The sequence below is a fragment of the Mycobacterium sp. MMS18-G62 genome, from assembly GCF_053877835.1.
This window is the reverse complement of record NZ_CM132662.1, coordinates 6,022,533-6,045,490: the sequence shown is the minus strand read 5'-3', so window position 1 is coordinate 6,045,490 and position 22,958 is coordinate 6,022,533. Positions and strand designations below refer to the sequence as shown.

At 62.1% G+C, this 22,958-nt stretch carries 24 protein-coding genes; 12 read left to right on the top strand and 12 right to left on the bottom strand.

Annotation, left to right across the window (positions count from 1 at the left end):
- Positions 1–24 precede the first annotated feature (24 nt).
- Genes ACWW36_RS30215 through ACWW36_RS30200 form a run of 4 tightly spaced genes read left to right on the top strand, consistent with a single transcriptional unit; the run spans position 25 to position 4,102 of the window.
- Positions 25–2,046 carry an alpha-ketoacid dehydrogenase subunit alpha/beta gene (locus ACWW36_RS30215; protein ID WP_456139562.1) on the top strand — a complete coding sequence of 674 codons (2,022 nt, stop codon included), beginning with the start codon at positions 25–27 and terminating at the stop codon, positions 2,044–2,046.
- Positions 2,043–2,270 carry a biotin/lipoyl-containing protein gene (locus ACWW36_RS30210; protein WP_456139561.1) on the top strand — a complete coding sequence of 76 codons (228 nt, stop codon included), beginning with the start codon at positions 2,043–2,045 and terminating at the stop codon, positions 2,268–2,270. The genes ACWW36_RS30215 and ACWW36_RS30210 overlap by 4 nt, the downstream gene beginning before the upstream one ends.
- The gene (locus tag ACWW36_RS30205) at positions 2,267–3,112 is read left to right on the top strand and encodes an enoyl-CoA hydratase/isomerase family protein (RefSeq protein ID WP_456139560.1); all 846 of its coding nucleotides are present in this window, start codon (positions 2,267–2,269) and stop codon (positions 3,110–3,112) included. The genes ACWW36_RS30210 and ACWW36_RS30205 overlap by 4 nt, the downstream gene beginning before the upstream one ends.
- A 15-nt stretch (positions 3,113–3,127) precedes the next feature.
- Positions 3,128–4,102, top strand: a complete 975-nt coding sequence (locus tag ACWW36_RS30200) for an NAD(P)H-dependent flavin oxidoreductase (protein ID WP_456142693.1) — start codon at positions 3,128–3,130, stop codon at positions 4,100–4,102.
- Here the strand turns inward: ACWW36_RS30200 and ACWW36_RS30195 are convergent.
- The 9 genes from ACWW36_RS30195 to ACWW36_RS30155 all read right to left on the bottom strand — a co-directional run bounded on the left by ACWW36_RS30195 (position 4,099) and on the right by ACWW36_RS30155 (position 11,662).
- Positions 4,099–5,211: an NAD(P)H-dependent amine dehydrogenase family protein gene (locus tag ACWW36_RS30195; RefSeq protein WP_456139559.1), complete on the bottom strand. Its 1,113-nt coding sequence runs from the start codon at positions 5,209–5,211 to the stop codon at positions 4,099–4,101. The genes ACWW36_RS30200 and ACWW36_RS30195 overlap by 4 nt on opposite strands.
- Entirely contained in the window at positions 5,208–6,026 is an 819-nt protein-coding gene (locus ACWW36_RS30190; protein ID WP_456142692.1) for an emopamil-binding protein, read from the bottom strand. Before ACWW36_RS30190 ends, ACWW36_RS30195 begins: the two co-directional genes overlap by 4 nt.
- Before the next feature lie 9 nt (positions 6,027–6,035).
- Positions 6,036–7,103: an LLM class flavin-dependent oxidoreductase gene (locus ACWW36_RS30185; RefSeq protein WP_456139558.1), complete on the bottom strand. Its 1,068-nt coding sequence runs from the start codon at positions 7,101–7,103 to the stop codon at positions 6,036–6,038.
- Positions 7,104–7,192: 89 nt separating this feature from the next.
- Entirely contained in the window at positions 7,193–7,609 is a 417-nt protein-coding gene (locus tag ACWW36_RS30180; protein WP_456139557.1) for a hypothetical protein, read from the bottom strand.
- A gap of 29 nt (positions 7,610–7,638) precedes the next feature.
- A complete protein-coding gene (locus tag ACWW36_RS30175) occupies positions 7,639–8,379 on the bottom strand; it encodes a hypothetical protein (RefSeq protein ID WP_456139556.1) in 741 nt (246 codons plus the stop codon).
- Between the two features lie 8 nt (positions 8,380–8,387).
- Entirely contained in the window at positions 8,388–8,513 is a 126-nt protein-coding gene (locus ACWW36_RS30170; protein ID WP_456139555.1) for a hypothetical protein, read from the bottom strand.
- 19 nt (positions 8,514–8,532) lie between these two features.
- Positions 8,533–9,333, bottom strand: coding sequence for an AAA family ATPase (locus tag ACWW36_RS30165; RefSeq protein WP_456139554.1), 801 nt, complete (start codon positions 9,331–9,333; stop codon positions 8,533–8,535).
- Between the two features lie 25 nt (positions 9,334–9,358).
- A complete protein-coding gene (locus tag ACWW36_RS30160) occupies positions 9,359–10,888 on the bottom strand; it encodes a VWA domain-containing protein (RefSeq protein ID WP_456139553.1) in 1,530 nt (509 codons plus the stop codon).
- Positions 10,889–11,053: 165 nt separating this feature from the next.
- Complete coding sequence (locus tag ACWW36_RS30155; protein WP_456139552.1) at positions 11,054–11,662, bottom strand: TetR/AcrR family transcriptional regulator; 609 nt, start codon at positions 11,660–11,662, stop codon at positions 11,054–11,056.
- 534 nt (positions 11,663–12,196) lie between these two features.
- On the opposite strand from ACWW36_RS30155, the gene ACWW36_RS30150 reads away from it, so the two are divergent.
- Positions 12,197–12,994: an enoyl-CoA hydratase/isomerase family protein gene (locus ACWW36_RS30150; protein ID WP_456139551.1), complete on the top strand. Its 798-nt coding sequence runs from the start codon at positions 12,197–12,199 to the stop codon at positions 12,992–12,994.
- Between the two features lie 4 nt (positions 12,995–12,998).
- Entirely contained in the window at positions 12,999–13,760 is a 762-nt protein-coding gene (locus tag ACWW36_RS30145; protein ID WP_456139550.1) for an enoyl-CoA hydratase/isomerase family protein, read from the top strand.
- Here ACWW36_RS30145 and ACWW36_RS30140 read toward each other — a convergent pair.
- Together ACWW36_RS30140 and ACWW36_RS30135 are read right to left on the bottom strand one after the other, a co-directional pair.
- Complete coding sequence (locus ACWW36_RS30140; protein ID WP_456139549.1) at positions 13,732–14,934, bottom strand: acyl-CoA dehydrogenase family protein; 1,203 nt, start codon at positions 14,932–14,934, stop codon at positions 13,732–13,734. The genes ACWW36_RS30145 and ACWW36_RS30140 overlap by 29 nt on opposite strands.
- Before the next feature lie 3 nt (positions 14,935–14,937).
- A complete protein-coding gene (locus ACWW36_RS30135) occupies positions 14,938–15,783 on the bottom strand; it encodes an enoyl-CoA hydratase/isomerase family protein (RefSeq protein WP_456139548.1) in 846 nt (281 codons plus the stop codon).
- A 68-nt stretch (positions 15,784–15,851) separates the two neighbouring features.
- Here ACWW36_RS30135 and ACWW36_RS30130 point away from each other — a divergent pair, with 68 nt between their 5' ends.
- From ACWW36_RS30130 to ACWW36_RS30105, 6 genes are read left to right on the top strand one after another with little or no spacing between them, the layout of a single operon-like run.
- The gene (locus ACWW36_RS30130) at positions 15,852–17,048 is read left to right on the top strand and encodes a cytochrome P450 (RefSeq protein ID WP_456139547.1); all 1,197 of its coding nucleotides are present in this window, start codon (positions 15,852–15,854) and stop codon (positions 17,046–17,048) included.
- A complete protein-coding gene (locus tag ACWW36_RS30125; protein ID WP_456139546.1) occupies positions 17,045–17,845 on the top strand; it encodes an enoyl-CoA hydratase/isomerase family protein in 801 nt (266 codons plus the stop codon). Before ACWW36_RS30130 ends, ACWW36_RS30125 begins: the two co-directional genes overlap by 4 nt.
- 11 nt (positions 17,846–17,856) lie before the next feature.
- Complete coding sequence (locus ACWW36_RS30120) at positions 17,857–18,630, top strand: SDR family NAD(P)-dependent oxidoreductase (protein WP_456139545.1); 774 nt, start codon at positions 17,857–17,859, stop codon at positions 18,628–18,630.
- Positions 18,631–18,634: 4 nt separating this feature from the next.
- Entirely contained in the window at positions 18,635–19,156 is a 522-nt protein-coding gene (locus ACWW36_RS30115) for a nuclear transport factor 2 family protein (RefSeq protein ID WP_456139544.1), read from the top strand.
- The gene (locus tag ACWW36_RS30110; RefSeq protein WP_456139543.1) at positions 19,153–20,091 is read left to right on the top strand and encodes an SMP-30/gluconolactonase/LRE family protein; all 939 of its coding nucleotides are present in this window, start codon (positions 19,153–19,155) and stop codon (positions 20,089–20,091) included. Before ACWW36_RS30115 ends, ACWW36_RS30110 begins: the two co-directional genes overlap by 4 nt.
- Complete coding sequence (locus tag ACWW36_RS30105) at positions 20,088–21,575, top strand: adenylate/guanylate cyclase domain-containing protein (protein ID WP_456139542.1); 1,488 nt, start codon at positions 20,088–20,090, stop codon at positions 21,573–21,575. Before ACWW36_RS30110 ends, ACWW36_RS30105 begins: the two co-directional genes overlap by 4 nt.
- Positions 21,576–21,583: 8 nt before the next feature.
- Here the strand turns inward: ACWW36_RS30105 and ACWW36_RS30100 are convergent, their stop codons facing one another.
- Complete coding sequence (locus ACWW36_RS30100) at positions 21,584–22,882, bottom strand: amidohydrolase family protein (protein ID WP_456139541.1); 1,299 nt, start codon at positions 22,880–22,882, stop codon at positions 21,584–21,586.
- Between the last annotated feature and the right edge of the window lie 76 nt (positions 22,883–22,958).

Here is a 22,958-nt window from a genome sequence, read left to right as displayed (position 1 = left end):
GAAGTGCAGGGGCAAGGAGATCTAATGGCCACCCAGTTGGACACCGAGGCGCAGTCATCGACCAGCGATCGCGCCATCGAGTTGTACCGCCTGATGAGCAGGGTTCACCACGCTGATCAACGAGTCCGAAAAGGCTTGTCGTCGGGTGAGATCGCGATGAGTTACTGGCCGGTGGACGGTCAGGAGGCGATGTCGGCAGGTGCGGCCCTGGCGCTGTCTGACGCTGATCAACTCGTAACCACCTACCGAGGGCTGGGCGACGTCGTCGCCAAGGGTATCGACCTGGGCGGGTACTTCGGCGAGATCCTCGGTCGTGAGACCGGCCTGTCGCGGGGTAAGGCCGGCGCCATGGGCATCTTCGATCCCGAGCATGGAATCGCATGGACCACGGGTATCGTCGGTGCAGGTCCTCTTATTGCAAACGGCATCGCGCTGGCTGCGTCGATCCGCAACACCGGGCAGGTTGTTCTGGTCAGCTTCGGCGACGGTGCGACCAGCATCGGCTACGTCCATGAAGCAATGAATATGGCGGCCCTGTGGTCGCTTCCGGTGGTGTTCTTCTGCCAGAACAACGCGTGGGCCGAGTGCACTGCGATGTCGAGGTATACGCGCACGACGAAACTTTCCGATCGCGCGAGCGGCTACGCGATGCCCGGTGTGACGATTGACGGCACGGACCCGCAAGAGGTGTACGCCGCGGTGTCGGAGGCCGCCGAACGCGCGCGGTCGGGCGGCGGTCCGTCGTTTGTCGAAGCAGTCGCCTATCGACTGCAGGGCCACTACTTCGGTGACGGGATGGGCTATGCCGATGCCGACGAGCTTGCCGCCAAACGCGCCGATCCGCCGTTCGCGCGCTATCGGCGCCGTTTGGTCGACGAAGGAATCACATCCGAGGCAGAACTCGACCGGATCGACGCCGAAGTGTCGGCAGAGATCGAGGACGCGTTCTCCGAGGCCCGCGACGCGGCGCCGCCGCAAGTTGCGGAACTGACCCGTGATGTCTTTTCCGGCAACGGAACCGAGCTTTCCGAACCTGGACAGACCTACGCGGCTATGCCCGATGGCGAAACCGAGGATCTTGGCCTCGTGCAGGCTATCCATCGCACTCTCGACCGGGCGATGGCATCCAACGACTCGATCATCCTGCTGGGTGAGGACATCGGTGACCCGTCGGGCGGAGGGATGTTCAAGGTCACTGCGGGTCTTTCGGCGAAGTACGGCGAGAATCGGGTATTGGACACTCCAATTGCAGAGTCGTCGATCATCGGCGCCGCAATCGGCGCCTCGCTGGCCGGATTGCGTCCCGTGGCCGAGTTGATGTTCATGGACTTCCTCGGCGTGGCAATGGATCAGATCGCCAACCACGCGGCGAAGGTTCGTTACATGACCGGCGGTCGCAAGGGTGCTCCTCTTGTGATTCGGACGATGGTGGGAATGGCTGCGGGGCCTCAACATTCGCAGGCGTTTGAGGCGTGGGCGATGCACACCCCGGGAATCAAGGTGGTGTGGCCGAGCACCGCGGCCGATGCGGCAGGGCTGCTCAATGCATGCCTGCGCGAAGACGACCCATGTCTGTTCGTCGAATCCATGAAGCTCTACTACGGTGGCGGCAAGGGGCCGGTCCCCGTGGCCGATTACGTCATCCCGCTTGGGCAGGCCGATGTGAAACGGCCGGGCAGCGACGTGACCATTTGCACCTACGGCGTGATGGTGCACGCAGCACTCGAAGCGGCGAAAGAACTCGACAGCGAAGGAGTTTCAGTTGAGGTTGTCGACCTCCGGACACTCGTGCCGCTCGATCTGGAAACCGTTCTGAACTCAGTCCGCAAAACCAAGCGCCTTGTCGTCGCTCATGAATCAGTTGGCTTCTGTGGGTCTGGCGCCGAGATCGCGGCCGCCGTCGGCACCGAGCTGTTTGGAATCCTGGCGGCGCCAATCCAACGGGTGGCAGGGACCTACACGCCGGTGCCTCGCGCCGCGACCTTGGAGGCCGCGTGCCGGCCGGGTGCGGCCCAGCTCATCGAGGCAATCAGGAGAATCGTGTGACAGAGATTCGGATGCCCAAACCAGGAGACGCCATCACCGAAGCTGAGGTGACGGAGTTCTATGTAGCCGAGGGCCAGTCCGCGGTCGAGGGTGACCCGCTGTACGCGATCGCCACCGACAAGGTCGAAATGGATATCGAGGCACCGGCATCCGGTGTGGTGACGTGGAAGGTCGAGGTGGGGGGCACCTACGACGTCGGCGAACTTATCGCGGTGATCTCGTGACCGGATTGCCCGACTCCTTGAGAGTCGATCTCGATGCACCCGAGTTGATCGGTGAAATCGTCGGCGACACATTCACAGTCACCATCAACCGGCCGGAGAAGCGCAACGCGGTGACCGCTGACGGCTATCACGGCATCAAGCGCGCAGCGATGATCGTCGCGGATGAACCAGGTCTGCAGTTCCTTGTGATCACCGGATCCGACGACGTCTTCTGTGCCGGCGGCGACATGAACTCGGTGAGCAATCCCTATCGTTCCTGGGACGCGTTCACGGAAGCGTACGACGCCACTCCGTTTGAAGTGCTCGGCAAAATCCCGAAAATCGTCGTGTGCGCGGTCAACGGCATCGCGATGGGCGGGGGCCTGGTGATGACGCTGTTCGCCGATCTGGTGATCGCCTCGGATCGGGCCCGGCTGCGCGTCCCCGATCTGACCCGCGGCGTGTACGAGGCGTTTGTTGCGGCACGAATCCCGCAACGCATCGGCACGTTGCGCGCCAACCACATGATCTATGGGAATGATTGGGTCGACGCTGTCGAAGCCGAGCGGCTCGGACTGGTCGGCAAGATCGTCCCCCACGAGGCCCTTGCTCTTGAAACGCAAGCGCTGCTGGATCGGGTGCGCAAGACCGGGCCGGCTGCACGGGCGGCGATGAAGCGTGAGATGGCACGCGCTTTGCCCGCTGTCGATGTCACCGGTTACTGGTCGTCGATCGGAACGTCCGAACAGATCGAGGCGTTCTCGGCCTTCCTCGAGAAGCGTTCGCCGCGTTGGTCGGTCAACTCAGATCGAGACGCATTCGTCCATACCCGTCGGCCGTCATGGATGCCGTCTGGCTCCTGAAGGGAATTGACTGCTTTGATAACAACGAGGTTCACCGAATCGTTCGGCATCGAGCACCCCATTGTGCAGGGTGGAATGCAATGGGTGGGCCGTGCGGAATTGGCGGCGGCTGTTTCTGAGGCAGGCGGACTGGGGCTCATCACCGCGCTGACGCAACCGACCCCGGCGGACCTGGCCAATGAGATCGCGCGCGCCCGCGACCTCACCGACAAGCCGTTCGGCGTGAACTTGACGATCCTGCCGACCATCGACCCACCGCCTTACGACGAATACCGCCGGGTGATTGTCGACGCGGGCATCAAGATCGTCGAGACGGCCGGCTCGAACCCCGCTCCGCACCTGCCGATGTTCCACGACAACGGGATCAAGGTGCTGCACAAGTGCACGTCGGTCCGCCATGCCGTGAAGGCGCAGAGTCTGGGCGTGGACGGCATCAGCATCGACGGGTTCGAATGCGCCGGACATCCCGGCGAGGACGACATTCCCGGCCTGGTCCTGATTCCAGCGGCCGCAAAGGAAATCGAGATTCCGATGATCGCGTCCGGCGGGTTCGCCGATGCCCGCGGTCTGGTGGCAGCGTTGGCTTTGGGCGCCGACGGAATCAACATGGGCTCGCGGTTCATGTGCACGGTGGAGTCGCCGATTCACCAGAAGGTGAAGGAGGCGATCGTGGCCGGCAGCGAGCTCGACACCGAGCTGATCTTCCGCACATTGCGCAACACTGGCCGGGTCGCGAGCAATACAGTGTCGCGCGAGGTCGTCGAAATCCTCAATGAAGGCGGCCAATTCGAGGACATCGCTCATTTGGTTGCCGGCAAGCGTGGCGTGAAGGTCTACCAGACCGGCGATCTCGACGCGGGCATCTGGTGGATCGGTACCGCGATGGGTTTGATCGACGACATCCCGACGGCCGGTGATCTCGTATCGCGCATCGTGACCGAGGCCGAGCAGATCATCACCGAGCGACTGGCCGGTGCGCTGACTGGTTAGTCGTCGCACCAGCGCTCGGCCGCGACCACTGTGGGCAGCGCGGCCCTTAGCGGCACTTCACTCCCGTCGTAGATTCCGGGCTTCTGAGCTACAAGCCAGTCAATGGCGCCGAGCAACCGGTTGACGGCCGTTGTGTTAGCGCCGTCAGCCAAGGCGCCTCCGGACACATCCGCACGCACGACGATTTCAAGCCGGGGATCGCCGTCAATGATCACCCTGTGGTCACCGACACCTTGGTCCGGCTGTGGCCAATCCGGCGCGCAATTCGGGTCGATGCGGGTGATGTGGTCGACGACGATCCGCTCGCGCCCGCCGGCGGTTCCAGCGATCTTGAGCCAAAACGCGCCCTGCGTACCCTGTTCGAAATGACCCATGGCGTTATCTATCGACTCAGCCAGGGCACGGCGTTCGGCCGTCTCGGTCACCGAATCGATTTCCAAACCCAGTGCGCGGCCCAGCAGCCGAATGTTGCCGCCCCACGCCATGGACGCCACCGACGGCAGCAACATCAACGGCAGCGTGTCCATCGATTGCCCGAACCCGCACAGTTCGCGAACGACAAACGGTTGGTCATACGTGCTGTAGCCGAAGATCTCCTGGCAGTGAATCGACCGGATCTTCGTGCACAATCCCGCCGCCGCGATGGGCAGCGCGTCGGTGACCCAGCCGGGGTCGACGCCAGTTGCGAATATGCTTACCCCGCCGGTCTGGGCCGCGGCGGTGAACCGGTTGCGTAGGTCGGCCGGAGCGGACGCAGGGTCATACAACGCGTATAGCGATGGGGTGACGACGTGGGCGCCCTCACGCAGACACCGTTCGATGTCTGCGGCCGCCTCATCCGGTCGAACATCGCCTGAAGCCATATAGGCAACCGCATCACACTCAGCCAGCGCGGAAGCGATGTCGGTGGTGGCTACAACACCGGACGTGCGGTGGAGCCCTGCCAGTGCTGCAGCATCCCGACCGGCCTTCTCTGCCGCTGAGGTGATGACGCCGACTAACTCGAGCCCGGGAAACGCCATGCAAGATCTAATGGCTGCGGAACCCATGTTGCCGGTGCCCCACACGACTAGCCGCTTCACGCGGTACGCGTTGTGCTTCCGCGTCATCCTGCGTCCAGGGCTCGATCCGAAGACGGTACGGCCGTCGCGATATCCTCGCGCACCCTCGCGCGACGCGTGAGGAAATCGACTTGTCGATAGATGGCGTAAAGGACGAACGGAGGCACCATCAGGAACGGCAGGTTGATGACGATGAACTTGAATGCCAGGCCGTACCAACCTTGTCCGGTGTCGGCGAACCCCGTGCGGACTTCTGACACGAAGTAGATGCTCGTCGTGGCCAGCAGGATGGCGATGCCCGAGTACGCGAACCACAGTCCGCGGATCCGCGCCTCGGTGGACGTTGTCGGGCGAAGCAGGCGAATCCAGATCAGCAGAAGCATCGCGCCGATGGGGACGGCGACGAGCTCGAGCGCGAACATGTAAGCGTTGTTACCCCACCATCTGGTGTCTGCAAGCGAGAACTGCCACCAGAGCCACTTCCATCCCGGATCGCTTGTGTCAGTCCAAGTACCGAAGATGTTGCCAACGAGGAAGGGCAACTCGTACACGAGTTGGCTGAAGGCGGTGAACGGTAACCAGATGAGGATTAGTTCGGCGCCCTTTTGCAGGGGTGTGCGACTTTCGCCGGGGGCGTCCCATAGCACGACGAGCGGCAGTAGCCACGACGGGAAAGCAAGTACGATGTTCCCAATCAGGTCAACAGTGAAAGTCGGTTTGATGAAACCGACTTCGCATCCGATCGTAGGGATGAGGGTAAACAGCATGAGGACCATCAAGCCACCCACGTAGACCTTCAGCCGGTGCGGGGCGAACGGCCGGGCAAGATTGAGTGTGTGGCTAGCGATGGGTTTTACAATCATGAAGCGCACCTACGCTGACACCCGTGGAGATGTCCGTAACTTGATGTGTTCACACACTTCGAACGTACGAGTGAGGGCGACCGCGGCCTCCTCGAGGGAGCTGACGAAGCGCATGTAATCGACGGGCATGACCCAGTCGACACCTGCGTCGATCCAGCCCTGCAATTTGGCGGCGACGTCCTTGGCTGTGCCGTGAATGAAACTGCGCCGAGCCATTTCACGAGTGGTATGCGCCAGGGTCGATTTCACAAACGACGGGTGCACCGAAAGAGGCTTTAGTTTCAGGTGGTAGGTCCAACCATCTGGGACCGCTGGCTCGATCCCTTCCTTTCGCCAATCCTGGGGATCGACCCGACCGAAGATCGCTGACTGCCAACGGATCACGGCATTATCGAGCGCACGCTCGATGACATGTGCATCCTCGTGCAGCAAGACCATGCTCCACATGCCGAACCGGAACTTGGAGGGATCACGTCCCTTGCGTTCAAGCTTCTCGCGGAGACTGGCGATCTCAGCAGCCGCCTGTTCGGGTGTCGACCACACATTGGGCACGGCCACCGCCACTCCGTCCAGGTAGCTTGTCGCCAGGTCCATCAATCTGGGCCCACCACCCAAAGCCCACATTTCCGGACGATATGTCCTCGCCGCCCCCAGGTAGGCGCCCTTGAGTGTGGTGTGATGTCCCTCGAAATCGATTGGTCCCTCCGACTCCCACATCAAGCGGAAGATCCGAGATAGATCCTCCATACGAGCGAGCCCCTGAGAACGCTTGTGCCCATACGGCATACATTGCTTGACCTCGCCCGCGCCGATGTGAAATAGCGCCTTGCCCTTGGTCAGCTTGGCCAAAGACCACATGGTCTGAACGAACTCTGCGGGTGGAGTGCGGATGCAATCAGTTCCAATTGTGAGTCCAATACCCGGAGCACTCGTGGCTGCCGCCGTCGCGGTGACGATGCCGGCGTCGAGCGAATTGGGTTCGTTGATGATCGCTGCTGCAGGGACATTCGCCTCGGTCCACAGACTCGGCGGCAAGAACCCGACCGGCTGGTCCGACACCTCGATGTAGTCGACCACCCCGCTCTGCAGAATCGTGTTCGCTTCAGCTGCGGTTACTTCCCATGGCAGGTGCCGGTCACCAGATATGTTGACCGCAGTTTCGACCGTCACCTGGCGCCCTGACTTTCCCGCGCGACGCGCTGGTCGTGGATCGTGACCAGGTCGCGGAAGCCAAGTCGGGGATAGTGCGGCTTGGGCTGGACCCCCCAGGTGTCCTGTGATGTCTTCTCGCCTGCTGCTTCTGCGGGACCAAGTAGTGGATAGGGGAACTTGCAGGTGCGCGTGTCGTCTGAATACATGACCTTCTGCAGCTCGTCACATATCTGGTGCATCGACAGCGTCGGCCAGCCGTACCAAACCACGAGGAACGGTACGAATAGTGTGCCCTCGACTACCAATCCGAACAGGCACACGTAAATCGCTCGCCGCAGCCAGGTGTGCAAGCGCTTGAAGTAGGCAGTTGTGCCCTCGGGCAGCACCTCTTGCTGTTCGGCCGGGCTCACTTCGGCTTCTGTTTTGCTCATCGGTGTTCGCCTCGTCTCAGACTCGTATGTCAATCCGAGAAAATCTCGCGGTTGACGGTGTGCAGGTACGGGATCGCCAAGAAGGGCGTGATGTAGAAGATGTCGTAGATCCACCAGGCGATCACTGGGAAGCCGACGTTGGTGTAGCGCAAGTCGGCGTAGATCGTCATGTTGGCCACGTAGCCAACCCAGATGACTACTCCGAACCAGCACGTGACGATCAGCCACTGATGACCCCATCGCTTCATCTGGAGAAAGGCGATAGCCGCAGCCATGCGCATCGGGAAGACGACTAGCACACAAGCGATCTCCCATGACTTCTCGCCCGGTGCTCCAGACCCGCCGATCCACAGCTGGTTGTAGTGCCAGAAATATCCCGCGTCAAAGAAGTTGCCCCAGGCAACGGTAATCGTCCGGTTGATGAGAGTGTGATTGGCCACCAGGTCCAGAGCCCAGCCGAAGCTGTTCAACGCTGCGTCGATAAAGACGAGGAAGCCGATCAGGGTAACCATTAGCGGTCGTACCGACAGCCCTTCTCGGCCTGCTCGGCGCAGAATCATCAAGCCGTAGAAGAAGATCGGAAACCCGATGATGCCGAGCACCAACGTGCCCATGAAGAAGCCGCCGATCATCAGATAGATGTCGGCCTTGCGCTGAACCCGCTTTGACTCGGCCATGTGGTCTTCGTAGCTGACGTGGCCAGAGGCCACTTGGTCGGGAAGCGATGGCACTGAGTCGAGCGGCTTTGTCCTGAGCTTCGGGAAGTTCATGACAACCCTCACCAATCCCGGGTGAAGCTCATGTAAAGCTGAATCGCGAAGTTACCCAGCAAGAATCCGTAGATAACGATCTGGAACCAGAACAGTGCCCGGCGTCGGTCTCTGTCTTGCTCGTTGACTGCCATGATCTTGCTCCTTCCGGTGTTATCGTGACGCGGTTTCAAGCGGGCCGACCAGGCTGGCCGCTGCCACTTCTTGCAACCCTTGGGAGAGTGCGCCGTCTGAGCTCAAAGGAGCCAGTACCGCTGCGGAGACGGCTTCCATTTCATCGGCTCCGGTCGCGATGAGGTGAGCCGCTGTAACTAGAACACGAGTCGATGGTGGCTCGAAGTGGAAGACGTCGTCTGCGCTACGAATGCTGTTGGCGCACCGAATGAGTCGGTCGGCTACATCACGGGTGATGCCCGCTTCGTTCATCAAGACCTCGGCCTCACGGTCCGCGGACAGGTAGTCCATTGTCAGGGTTACGAACCGCTGCCTGAACGACGGCTTGAGTTCTTTTAGTGAACTCCGGTAGGCAGGGTTGTAGGAACACACCAGCATGAATGAATCGGGGGCTTCGACCGACTGGTTCGCGCGGTCCAAGTGAAGCGTGCGTCGATGGTCGGTGAGCGAGTGGAGAATCGCGAGCGAGTCGTGGCGGGCCTCCACCACTTCGTCGAGGTAGCAGATTGCTCCAGTGCGCACCGCGCGGGTCAGCGGTCCATCAGTCCAAACTACGTCGCCGCCAGTCACGACAAATCTGCCGACCAGATCCGAGCTGGTTAGGTCGTCGTGACAGCTCACGGTGACCACCGGTCGACCCAATAGCCCGGCCATGTATTCGACGAAGCGCGTTTTGCCGCACCCCGTCGGCCCAGTGATCATCACCGGAAGGCGACGTTCGTAGGCCTGCTCGAAAAGCTTCACCTCGTTGCCGCTGGCCGAGAGATACTCGCGTGACACACAACCTCCTGACAGGGATGAATGACTAAGCCGCAACAAGTTGGCGGTGGACGTGTCCCAACACTTGTGGCAGTTCCTCGATCCGGTGGATCCTTCGCGAGCGACGCGGACCGAACACGTCGGGAAGTGGGTCGACGCGTGTTGGCCCGACCCCGATGTAATAGACGAAGACGCCGGCGTCTTCGGCCTCCTCGACGGCGTGGTTTACATCCGCCCAGGCGTAGCGGCCCTCGTATCCCTCATCGGAGATCAGGCCATCACCGATCACAATCAACAATCGACGTGGCGTCGGCTGTTGAAGCAGACGGGTTGTCAAGTGACGCATCGGTGCACCGAGCCGTGTATAGCCTGCGGCGTCTAGGCCCTGGGTGCTCGGCGCTACAAAATGGCGGTCGTCGAAGTCCTTGAGGCAGCGGACCTCGACACGATGACGAGTGTTGCCTGTGAAGACGTAAATGCCGTGACGTTCCCGTGCCTGTGTCATCGCCTGCGAGAGCGCGTCAGCGCACTGCAACTCGAGTCGGAAGATGTGGCCTTGCTGAGCTCCGAGTGATGAACTGCCGTCGAGCAGAAGGCATGTCGTGACATCGCGGTGTGTCGGGATGAGGTCTCGGAACACGCGACCCTCTGTGGCATGACGGGTCCAGATATCGATGTGGTGCTCAACGTATCGGTCGATGTCCAGATCGCAGCCGTCGTCTAGACCGTTTCTCATCACCCGTTGCGTGCGAATTTCGAAATACCGTCTTAGGTCTGCTGGCGGCCGGTTGGGTCGGGCTAGCGACGGAGTGTGTTTGCGTTCGAGCACCGCCACGTGATCGGGTAGGAATTTCCCAGACCAGAAGTTCCACTCCGGGTAGGGCACACCGGCTCGCTGATTGGGCGAGATCTCGATTTCTTCGTCTTCGGGTCGACTTGGAGGCGGCAGATTTGGGTTCTTGACTCCGCCCTCACCGCCGACGGGCACCGAGTAGATCCGGTAGGCATCCTGGCGGAGCGACGTCCACGGCATCCGGCCCCACATCCTTCGCGCAGTGTCAGCCATCCCGCGGCGGTTCACCACTGGGCTCGGGAGCCGCCCAAGCAGCGGCCACGACGGCAGCGGCTCACCGGTGTCGGCGAGCGCGAGTGCCTGGTCTAACAGCGCGTCCGCATCGAGTTCGTTCACGATGGGTTCCAGACCCGGAAGGTGCCGCCGAAGCTCGGGAAGCGTGCCCGGCCAGTGTGTGGCCAGCCACCCCAATGCTGCGCGGCCCTCGACAATCGTCAGCGCGCGCTGTTCTCGTCCAGTCAGCTGGTGAAGTGACCGGTTCGCGATGAGGTCTTTCGACGGAGCGCACTGCAGACCTACGCCACAAGACAAGGTACGCAACGTCCAACCAGGTTCTGGCGGCGGAAACGGAACATTGACGATCGTGCGGCTGGCATTCATTCCAAATGCGCGTCGCTCGCCGGACACCAGTCGCGCACCGGTACGCCTCTTGTTCGAAAGCGCCACGGCTACAAGCGAACAACTCTGCTCTGCCTTGAGCGCAGGCATCGTGGTGTCAGCCATGGCATGACTCCGGCATCGCCGGTGCCGTCAGAACGTGCCGATCTTGCCCATCACCCAGTACCAAAACCAGATGATCAGCGCGCAGCCGCCCCATGCGACGACGAAGCGGATGATGTCCTCGATCACGTCGAGACCTCCTTGTGCGTAGTGACGACGGCTGCAACATCACCGCACCTCCAATCCCCGGTGGAAGCTGGCGAGGTACTTCTCCAGCGCCACGGTGCGTGCGGGTGCGGGGTCTTGATTGGTCAGCAGCAACCCATAGAGGCCGATGAGGAAGAACACTCCGCTGTATCCTGGTTCGACGTCGGAGTAGATTTCACCGCGATCGCGCGCCTTCTCGATTTGCTCGATCACGATGAGCGCGACGGGGTGGGTGGCGGATTCGCGGAGCTCGGGCTGTGTCACCGAGAAGTACAGGCTCAGAACGTCGTGAAAGAGTACCTGGCCAAGTCGTGCTTCTTCGGCTACGACACGTCGGATCACCTCGGCCAGAGCGGCTTTCAACTCGACGGTCGATGCCAGGGCATCGTTTAGTTCATCCGCCATCAACGCCTCTTCGCGGCGGGTCAACTCGGCCAGGGCGTGCTCTTTGGTGGGGAAATGGAAGTAGAAGGTGCCGCGAGAGACACCGGCGGCTGACGCAATCGCGCCGATGTCTGCATCGGCCATCCCGGTTCGGCTGAATTCCCGTACAGCGGCCTCAAATACGCGTTCACGGGTCGTCGGTCGATCCGACCGGCGACCCTTCGCCCGCTCGATAGTGTGCACCATCGCTGGCAACCGTAACCGCGAGTACTGACAAATGTCAATATTCTGTTCTTATTGTGTACAAGTATGTTACAGCGACGATTGCCTTCGATTTGTGTCAACTATTGACATTTGTCAAACCGCTCCTTCGCGTCACCCGCGCGGTGTCGTCACGGCCGAATGCGAGGAGGATGCGGATGGTCGACGAAGCTGGGCCTGCCCGCGCGAGGCCCTGTCGCCGTCCGGCAAAGACGGCAGGCCGTGATCGCGCTTACCGTGTTCTGCTGGCTGTTCTTCATCGGCGCGATCGCGGCAAGCTATGTGATTGCGCTGGCACATGGCTAGGGGACCGGTTTCGGCGACGGTCGACTGTGCCAGCCGGAACGGGTGCCGACAAGGGTCCATGGGCGCCGTACCCGGCTCACATCACCAACGGCATGTGTGACAACAACGCAAGCTCCGCGACACCGTACCCATGCCATTAACGACACCCAACCGCCACGGAGCGTCATACCACGGCGTGACAGATGAACACAATCTGTTCTATCATCCATCCCAATGAGCATCTTGCAGGAGGGCACAGCCGAACTGACCGGTTGTGACGAAATCCTCGTCGCGAACGACGGTCCGGTACGGATCGTGACGCTGAACAACCCCGGCGATGCCAACGCGGTCAACAACGCGATGCACGGCGCGTTCGCGCGGCTGTGGACGGTACTCGGAGAGGATCCCGACGCCCGCGCTGTGCTCATCACGGGCAGCGGGGACTATTTCTCGGCTGGTGGAAACCTGGTGGAGTGGCTGGAGACGCATGTCAACAATCCGGTCACGCGACGGGAAGGCATGCGCGACGCTCGACGCATCGTGCGCGACATGATCGACTTTCCGCTGCCGATCGTCGCCGCAGTGAACGGACCTGCGGTCGGATTCGGTTGCAGCATTGCGGTTCTGTGCGACATCACGCTGATGTCGGACCGCGCGTTCTTCGCTGATACGCATGTCGCGAGCGGACTCGTCGCCGGTGACGGGGGATCAGTCCTGTGGCCGCTGATGATGAGTCTGATGAAGGCCAAGGAGTACCTCCTTCTCGGCGAGCGCATCCCCGCAGACAAGGCAGTCGAGCTCGGCCTCGCCAATCGAGTGGTACCCCACGAATCGATCAAGCAGGAAGGGCTTGCACTAGCGCACCGGCTCGCGGATCTTCCCGCCCGCGCAGTACAAGACACCAAGCGGACCCTGAATCTGCATGCCGAGCGTGCGGTAACTGCGATCCTCGACTATGGGATCTCGGCGGAGACGGAATGTTTCACAACTCCGGAGCACCGAGCCGCGATCGATAAGTTCCTCAACCGGTAACTCGATGGACGACACCGGCCCGCCTCTGGTCTTACGTGACGACAAGGGCGCCATCGCGCTACTGCTACTGAATCGTCCGGCACAACGCAACGCACTGCGATACGAATCGTGGACTGAATTGTCCGGCCTGTTGGCTGACGTGGCGGCCGACGCCGGCGTTCGTGGCATTGTTCTCGCCGGAGCAAGCGGATTCTTCAGTGCCGGCGGTGATTTGAAGACAGGTCCGGCTCACGGTGACGGACCAATGGGACCGGCAGGTCGCGTCGAGCTCGCGCAGCAAGTGATGGAGCAGCTCAAAGCCATACCCGTGCCGACGGTCGCCGCTGTCGAAGGCGCCGCCGTCGGTCTCGGGTGGAGCCTTGCCCTGTCGTGCGATCTCGTCATCGCCGCTTCAAACGCATTCTTCAGCGCTCCATTCGTCGCTCGAGCGGTGGTTCCTGACGGAGGTTTGGCGTGGCGGCTGACTCAGCAGCTGGGCAAGCATCGCGCCGCATCGCTGCTCCTACGAGGGCACCGGCTCACGGCACCCGACGCCCAGCAAGTAGGGTTGGTCACCGATATCACTGAGCCCGGGTCGGCCATCGACCGCGCAGTCGCTGTTGCGGGCGAGCTGGCTGAAGCCGACGCCGGAGCGATCGAAATGACCAAGCGGCTCATCAACTCTGCAGAGGCGGCACAGCTGGCAGCCTTCCACCCGCTCGAGCTGGCGATGGCCACCGTGGCCCAGCAGCGCTCCGTTAGCGCGGAAGCCCGAGACCGATGGTAGAAATCAGGTCGCGCTGAATCTCGCTTGTCCCCCCGCCGATCGTATGTAGGAGCGACAGCAGCAGGCCTTCTGAGAAGTGACCGTCCAGAAGTGCTTCGGGGTCGTCAGGCATTAATTCTCCTGCGGGCCCTAGGATTTGGGCGCCCATCTGACGAAGCTCTGCAGTCAGCTCGGAGTGGTACAGCTTGGACAGTGAGGGCAGCGCCGGGTCCAGCGAGCCAGCGGCCTGCAGGTGCGCGACCCGATACGACAGTGCCCGCCCCACTTCGACACGCTCAACCGCGCGTGCCAACGCAATCCGGTTCGTCGGATCCGTCAGAGGGTCATGGTCAGAACCACGCTGCGCATGGCACCAGTCAACGAGTTCGTCGAGATATCGCTGTGCCTGTGCGGCGCGGGTGACGTTGGACCGTTCGGCGTCCAACAGGGCCTTGGCCACCTTCCAGCCTTCACCTTCCGCGCCGACCATGTTCGCCGCGGGCACTCGCACCCCATCGAAGAACTCCTCGGCGAACGTCGGATAACCAGTCATCGACCTGATAGGGCGACGGGTGATGCCCGGGGTGGACAGATCCACGAGGAAGAACGAGATGCCGGCCTGACGCTTTTCGGCGACTGGTGACGTTCTGGCGAGCACAAAGATCCAGTCGGCGAGCACGCCGTTGCTCGTCCAGGTTTTCTGGCCGTCCAGGACGTATTGATCGCCATCGCGGCGCGCGGTCATCCTCAGTGCGGCGAGGTCCGAGCCCGCCTCGGGTTCGGAGTAACCCTGCGCCCACATCCGCTCCGAGCGTGCGATGGCGGGCAGATGCTCGTCTTGCTGCTCGGGCGTGCCGAACCGGAAGAGAACCGGCGCCAACATGTTTACGCCGTTGGTGTTCACCAGCGGCGCACCCGCGTAGGCGAGCTCTTCCCTGATGACCACCTGTTCTACGACGCCGAGCCCGCCGCCTTCGTACCTTGCCGGCCAGTGGGGCACGAACCAACCCTGCGCGTGCAGCTTCCGACAGAACTCGACTGCGCGCTCGTGAGCGTCGCGCGGCAGATAGTCAGGGTTGGCTGCCGTGCGACGAAACTCAGCGAGCAGATTGTCGGACAGCCAGTTGCGGACTCGCCCGCGCAACTCCTCGACGTGCTCGCCGCCGCCGAACCGAACTATCGGCCTGAGCGGCACGACTCAAACCCGATCGGCGGGTTTGGCAGCCTTCTTCATGAGTTCCTTCATATAGTCCTGAAACTCCCTGGACCCAGTTACCACGGCCTGCAGGTCATTGCTGGCCTGCTGATGAGTGCGGAATCCCATGTTCTCCCAGGCCCGCAGAATGCCTGCTTTAGTGGCCTGCAAGGTGATCAGCGGCGCCTTGGCAATCTTTGTGGCCAGCTCCTCGACAGTGGACTCGAGTTCGTCGGCCGGCACTACGCGGTTGACCAGACCGAACTCGAGTGCCTGTTCGGCAGAGATCTTCTGGGCCGTATAGAGGTACTCGGCGGCCCGTTTGTAGTTCATGAACACCCACGGCTCGAACATCGTTTCCGCCCCGGGCAGACCGAACCCCGGGACCAGCGGCATCTGGAACCACGCATCGTCAGAGCAGACGGTGATTTCTGGGATCAGTGCCCACGTGGTGCCACCGCCGATGGCATAGCCGTGCACCTGTGCGATGACGGGTTTCGGGAATTCCCACAGCTTCAACACCGGCCACAGGAACAGTTGTGCAGCCGAACGCCATACCTTGCCCGAGGCCTCGAGCTCGGCCTTGAACTCCGGGTAGCTACCGTCCGGCACATGGCCGGAGCAGAACCCCTTCCCGTTGGCCTTGATGATCACGACCTTGATGTCGTAGTCGTACTGCGCATCGTCGAGAGCCTCGTTCACACTGTGGACCATTTGCGAGGTCTGGGCGTTCGCGCGCTCCGGATTATTCAGAATGATCCGTGCGATCGGGCCATCCTTCTCGTAGATGACGTGATCCAGAGTTCGCGTTTCCAACGGGGGTGTCCTCCTCAGGAAGGGTCGAGCCATTACTAAACAGAATTACGCAGAGTGTACCATTGTTCAACGGTCGCTCATCCGAGGAAAGGACTCTGCGAATGGCGACAACGGAACTGCGCTGGGATCCCTTCGACCGCGCCCTTCACGCGGATCCCTACGGGGTGTGGCGACGGCTGCGCGACGAAGCGCCGGTCTACCACAATCAGCAATACGACTTCTATGCGTTGAGCCGGTTCGACGACGTCCTGGACGCTTCACTCGACACCGAGACGTTCTCTTCGGAGCATGGCATCACATTGGATGCGATCACAGACGATCCGTGGGATCCGCCGAAGGCAATGATCATGATGGATCCGCCCGATCACACAGCGATGCGAAAGATGGTGAACCGCACCTTCTTCCGAAGTACTGTCGCGAAGCTGGAAGACCGTGTGCGACAGCTGTGCCGCGGATATCTCGACGAGTTCGTCGGTGCCGGCGGGTTCGACTACGTGCGAGACTTCTCGATGAAGCTGCCCGTGATGGTGATCAGTTCGCTACTTGGTTTCCCCGAAAAGGATCATGACAGCTTACGGATCTGGTCGGACGCTCAATTGCACAGAGACGAGGGCAATCCCGAGCGAAACCAGCTCGGAGCAGAGTCCGCCGAAAAGCTTTTCGCCTACTACCGGGATCAGATCGCCGGTCGCCGATCGGAACGAACCGACGACATCGTCAGCGACCTGATGGATTCAGACCTGGTGCAGCCAGGGCGGGAAACCCGCCGCCTCGATGACGGCGAGCTGTTGGTGTTCATCGCGATGATCAACGTCGCGGGTAACGAGACGGTGGCGCGATTGCTCGGCTGGGCAGGTTTGACGCTGGCCAGAAACCCGCAAGAGCGAGCCAAGCTGGTCGCCGATCCGAGCGTCATCGGTGGAGCGATCGAGGAGTTGCTTCGTTATGACGCGCCGTCTCCGGTACAGGGCCGGTTCGCGTTGCAGGATGCGAAGTACCACGACACGGTCATTCCCGCCGGATCGAAGGTTGCGCTACTGACCGGCTCCGCCGGTCGTGACGAGCGTCAGTATCCGAACGCAGACGTCTTCGACGTCAATCGAACCGGCATACGTCACGTCAGCTTCGGCCATGGCTCGCATTTCTGCCTCGGTGCCGCCTTGGCTCGGCTCGAGGCCCGGGTCGCGATCGAAGAGACGCTCGCTCGATTCCCGACATGGGATGTCGACGAGAGCGCCGTGGAGTTCGTCCACACGAATTCGGTGCGTGGGCCGTCGAGCGTTCCGATCAGCTGGTGAGCACCACCGGATTGACCGCGCGCACCGAAGACGGGGTGCGTTGGTTGGTGCTGGACCGCCCCGATGTCGGCAATTCCGTCACCCGGGCGATGCAGCGAGACATCATCGACAATCTTGCCCGGGCTTCTGCGGATTCCGAGATCCGTGCGGTTGTGTTCACCGCGGCAGGCAACAAGCACTTCTGCACCGGACCGAACCTGCGCGACCCCGAGATGCGGCCGAGTCAGGAACGGATCGCCGGTGACGCGGCGCGGATTCTTCGCAACGGCTCGCAGGCCGTGGTGACGGCACTGCTGGATTGCGAGAAACCTGTGATCTGCGGCCTCAATGGTGTCGCGGCTGGAGTAGGCGCAAGCATGGTCTTGGCATGCGACCTCATTGTGGCTGCCGAAAGTGCCCGACTAATAGAGCTTTTCGTTCGTCGCGGCTTGGCGCCCGATGGAGGTGCGGCGTATCTGTTGGCGCGAAAGGTGCCGTTCAACATCGCCAAGCAACTCTTGTTGTTCGGTGAGGAGCTAAGCGCCGAAGAAGCACATCGAATCGGCCTGGTGAACAAGGTCGTTGACGGGAGTCAGCTCACGGCAGAGGTAACCGAGTGGGCCAATCGCCTCGCACAGGGCGCGACGCGGGGGATCTCAGCCGCCAAGGTAATGCTCAACCAAGCTCTCGATGTTGATCGTGCGTCCGCGTTCAACGCTGAGGCACTTCTGGTGGATCAGGTCGCGGGAACCGACGACGTCGCGGAAGGTGTTGCGGCGTTCCTGGAGAAGCGCGACCCACAGTTTCGCGGTCGCTAGGACACCGAGCAATGAGCAATCTGGCCGGCCGCGTCGCGCTGATTACCGGGGCCAGCGGCGGCGTCGGCCGGGTCTTGGCCCGGCGGTACTCGAGTTGCGGCGCGAAGGTGGCGCTTGTCGCCCGTCGTCCGGACGAGCTCAACGTGACCGCCGACGCTATCGCACAAGAGGGTGGAGAGTCGCTGGTTCTCGTCGCCGATATCCGGGACGAAGTCCAATGCGCGGATGCCGTCGCGGCGACGGTGTCGCGGTGGGGACGCCTCGACGTTTTGGTCAACAATGCCGCGGTTCCAGGCGCGGATCAGCTCGTCTCGGAGGCAAGCACCGAGAATTGGAACGATGTGCTCGCGACTAACCTCGTCGCGCCGATGGTGCTGTCGCGAGAGGCGCTGCGCCAGGCAATGATTCCGGCCAAAGCGGGCAACATCCAGTTCTTGTCTTCAGCAGCGGCCCGCACCGTGCAACCGCTCAAAGCCCATTATGCCGCGGCCAAACTCGGTTTGACGGCTCTTGGGCAGACGCTAGCGCTGGAGGTCGGATCCGATGGGATTCGAGTCAACACACTTGTGATCGGCAGTGTGGCGGGCGAGCTGTTTGACAACTACGTGGCGAGGCGTGCGACTGCAGACGACGTCAGCCCAGCCGACATACGGCGTTCCCTTGTCGGAATGAACAAGTTGGGCAGATTGGTCCAGCCCGACGAAGTCGCCGAGGTTTCGGTCTGGTTGGCGTCCGACGCAGCTTCGGCGATCACCGGGCAGGACATCAACGTGACGGGAGGCTGAACCGATGAGTCAACGAGACCAGGTCGCGGTGTTGCTCGCGCGCGACGAGATCCGTCAGCTTCCTTACCATTACGCCGCCGCGATCGAGTCGCGTGACATCGATGCGATGGCTGACCTGTTCTCGCCGTACGCCAGGTTCGGGGAATACGGCGACGGACCGAACGGACTGCGACAGATGATGACTCACAGCCTCGACGGCAGCGTGTTCGCGGTCATCCTCGTCGCTAACCACATCATCGAGCTCGAGGGTTCAGAACGGGCCAGCGGTCAGGTGTGGGCACATTGCTACGCCCAGACACAGGCCGACGGTTTCATCGAGCAGCTCATCAAGTACGACGATCGCTACGAACGTCACGACGGACGGTGGCTGTTTCTCCACCGAAGACATCGGCTGTGGTACGGCGTCGGCCACCGCGAGTCGCCACTTCGCCAGCCCGCGGCGAACTGGCCGGAAAGCCAGGTCGGCGTAGGGGATATCCCCTTGGCCGATCCCATGTTCCGTGACTGGTGGGAGACAAGGTCATGACCTTGCGTTGCCTCGCCGACGGCCTCCAATTCCCGGAGAGCCCCATTGTCTGCGAGGACGGCTTGGTTCTTGTGTCCGAGATTGCCGCCGGCCGCATCACCCGCGTTGGCCCGGACGGTTCGACACACACCTACGCCGACACCGGCGGAGGCCCCAACGGAATCGGGCGCCTTTCGAGCGGAGATCTCGTCGTCTGCCAAAACGGCGGCTCCACATTTGGCATTGGACCGTGGCCTTATGAGTTCGACGGATGCGCAAGGCTCTTCCGCCCGGTCGGTCCGCCAGAGCATCCGATAACGCCCCAACTACAGATTGTCGACGTGAAGGGCGCAGTCTCAACCCTCACAACGGAATTCGTTGCCCGTGATGGCGCCACCCGTCCGCTCGTCCGCCCGAGCGACATCTGTGTCGATGGTCACGGTGGCTTCTATGTCACTGACGGTGGAACAGCGCACGGGCGCACTCGCAGCGTCACAGGTCTGTTGTACGGCACCCCGGACGGGGAACTGCGCGAGATCGTCTATCCGCTGGAAATGCCCAACGGGGTGGCACTTGCGCCGGGTGGCGACATTCTCTACGTGGCCGAAACGCGAACGCGGAGAATCTGGGAATTCGAATTGGGTGGTCCCGGAATCGTGAATCGCGCACGGGGATTGGCCACAGTGCCAAGTGGTGGACCATTGAATATTGGTGGCGCGGACGGGCTCTGCGTGGACTCCGAAGGGCGGATCCTGGTGGCGACACTCGGCATCGGCGGTGTCACCGTCTTCTCACCGGGCGGCGACCTACTTGGTGCGATATCCGCCGATGACCCCATGACGACGAACATGACGCTGAGCGCAGACAGCGCCACTCTTTACATGACGCTGGCATCCTCGGGCCGCTTGATCAAGGTCGAGAACTGGCTGGACGTCGCCGGGATCGCGTCACCGTGAGCCGCTGGTCGGTGCTGCGCCGCAGGCAGTTTCCCGTCGGATGGGCGGCCCGGGCACTGCTGGTTTCGGGCGCGATCATCCCGACGGTCCTGGGAGCCACGACGATTGCGGTGTTGACATTCTGGGCACTGCCCACCGGTGCTGCTCTAGGCGAGCGGCACGTGCTGATGCTGAACGTGATCGTTTGTGTCATCTACACGGGAGTCGCCATTCCGCTGGGCGTCGTCTGGGGCTACTTCTGGTTGACCCTTCCTGCGGACGCCGATGAGGCGAAAGGTCGGCGCACGCTCCTCGTCGTTCCGGTACGGATGGCGGTGATCCACGCGACGGTGTGGACCGCGGCGGCTCTCCTGTTGGTGGTGATCAATCTCGGCACACCCTGGTTAGCCGCAACGTTGGGCGTCTCCGTGCTCCTCGGGGCAGCGGTGACCGCACCGTTGTCGTACTGGTTGTGTGCGCGCGCCCTGCGAGAGGCTGTCGCGGAATTGCTGACCAGTAACCCACCGACGAGGCCGCGTGGACCCGGCCTTCGCGCACGCGCGGTCGGTGCGTGGGTCGTGGGTACCGGCATTCCGATGATGGGGCTGATGCTGGTTGCCGCCAGCGCACTGGCGGTCGACTATCCCCGAGACCGATTGGCTTGGGTGGTATTGGCGCTTGGAGCGCTTACAGTTGCCAGCGGTCTTGCTGTGGCAGCTTTAATCGGGGCGACCACAGCGGATCCCATCGACGAGGTCAGGAGCGGTATGCGCCGTGTCGAGCGCGGTGAGTACGACGTATCTGTTCCCGTGTTCGATGCATCGGAGCTCGGGCTATTGCAGGCCGGATTCAACACCATGGCGGGCGGCTTACGTGAACGCGAGCGACTCCGCGACCTATTCGGGCGTCATGTTGGCCGTGACGTCGCCCGACTCGCCGAGGAGAACGCGCACATTGCGATGGGTGGCGAGAAGTGCGAAATAGCAGTGCTGTTCATCGATATGGTCGGCTCAACACAGCTGGCCGCCGCGCTTCCGCCCGAAGACGTTGTCTTGATCCTCAATGACTTCTTTGCCGTTGTCGTGGAAGTGATTGAGAGTCACGGCGGTCTGATCAACAAGTTCGAGGGTGATGCCGCGCTGGCTATCTTCGGCGCCCCGGTATCCACTGGCGATGACGCCGACCACGCGTTGGCCGCCGCGAGGGAGCTCAACTGTCGGCTGAACCCGTCTGGCGCCGAAATCAAGTTCGGCATCGGCGTGTCGGCAGGCATCGCCGCGGCGGGCAACGTCGGCGGCCACAGTCGCTACGAGTACACGGTGATCGGCGATCCGGTCAACGAGGCAGCGCGGCTTACCGATGTCGCCAAGCAATCGGGCGGCGTGGTGGCCTCCGCCACTGCGTTGCAGCGCGCGTCGCAGTCAGAGGCCCGGCGATGGCACGTCGTCGACACCCAAGTCTTGCGTGGTCGTGAGACGGCGACCGAGATCGCCACGCCGAGTTAGCCTGGCGCTCAGTTCTCTTTGTTGGCCATCTGATCGGCGAGGTTCTGGATGAAGGCTCCGTACCCGACTCCACCGTGATCGGACATCACGGCGTCATAGTCGTACTCGGGCGGGTTCCCGTCATTGGGCCGCCATCCGCTATCGGCGGTTGACGCTTTGAAGCCTTCCTCGGGAAACGCGTACCAACGCCGCGTGTTGAGTTCCACGATCTTGTGCGCGTCCTCGTCGGGCACTTTCGACAGCATCTCCTCGGCGCGGGCGCGACTCTTCGGCCAGAAGGAGTCGGAATGCGGGTAATCGCACTCCCAGGTGATGTTGTCGATGCCGATCTGATGGCGCATCGCAACCCCGACTTCGTCCTCGATGAAGCAGCCGGTGATGTTGCGGCGGAACAGTTCTGATGGCGCGACGGTCGGATGGATGTTCTGGTAGTACTTGTGCTTGCGCCACACATAGTCCGCGCGCTCGACAAGGTACGGCATCCATCCGATCCCGCCTTCGGAGAACGCGACCTTGAGGTTCGGGTGCTTGTGGAACACCGGCGAGAACACCAACTCGACAGCGGCCGCCATCGAAGTCGTGCCCATCAGCGTGACCATCACCGCGAACGGCGCCTCGGCTGCGGTGGATGGCGGCATGCCGCCGGAACCGAAGTGCATGACCGCCGTCATGTTGGTTTCCTCGAGGGCGGACCAAACCGGGTCCCAATGGGAAGTGTGGAAGCTGGGCAGCCCGAGGTTCATGGGGTTGTCGGGCAGACCGACGGCGCGACACCCCTTTGCGGCATTGCGTTCGATCTCAGCGACCATCAAGTCCGTGTCCCATAGCGGGCTGATCATCATCGGGATGAACCGGGCTGGATCGGCGGCGCACCATTCGTCGAGCGAGAAGTCGTTCCATGCCTGGACGCAGAGCAACGCGAGATCCTTGTCGGTGCCCTCGAGGAAAACCGTGCCGCAGAACCGGGGGAATGACGGAAAGCACAACATCGCATGGACGCCGTCGATGTCCATGTCGATCAGACGGGCCTTCGGGTCGTAGCACCCGGGAATCATGTCGTCGTAGCGGACGGGGTCGACGCCGAACTCCTCGGGGGATTTGCCTGCGACGGCGTTGAGTCCGATGTTGGGATAGCTGCGACCCTCGTAGACCCACTGGTGCATCGGGGGCTTGCCCTCGCGCGGGAACTCGACGATGCGCGGGCCGTCGTGCAGATACTTCTTGGGAAGTCGGTCCGACCAGACGTGCGGAGGCTCGATGAGGTGGTCATCGACCGAGAGCAGCTTCATCGACGGTTGTAGCGGCATCGCTCGTACCCGGTCCTTCCGGCTGAAAATCTATGGAACAATTAGACACTATCTGATCAGTTGACTATACCGTCGG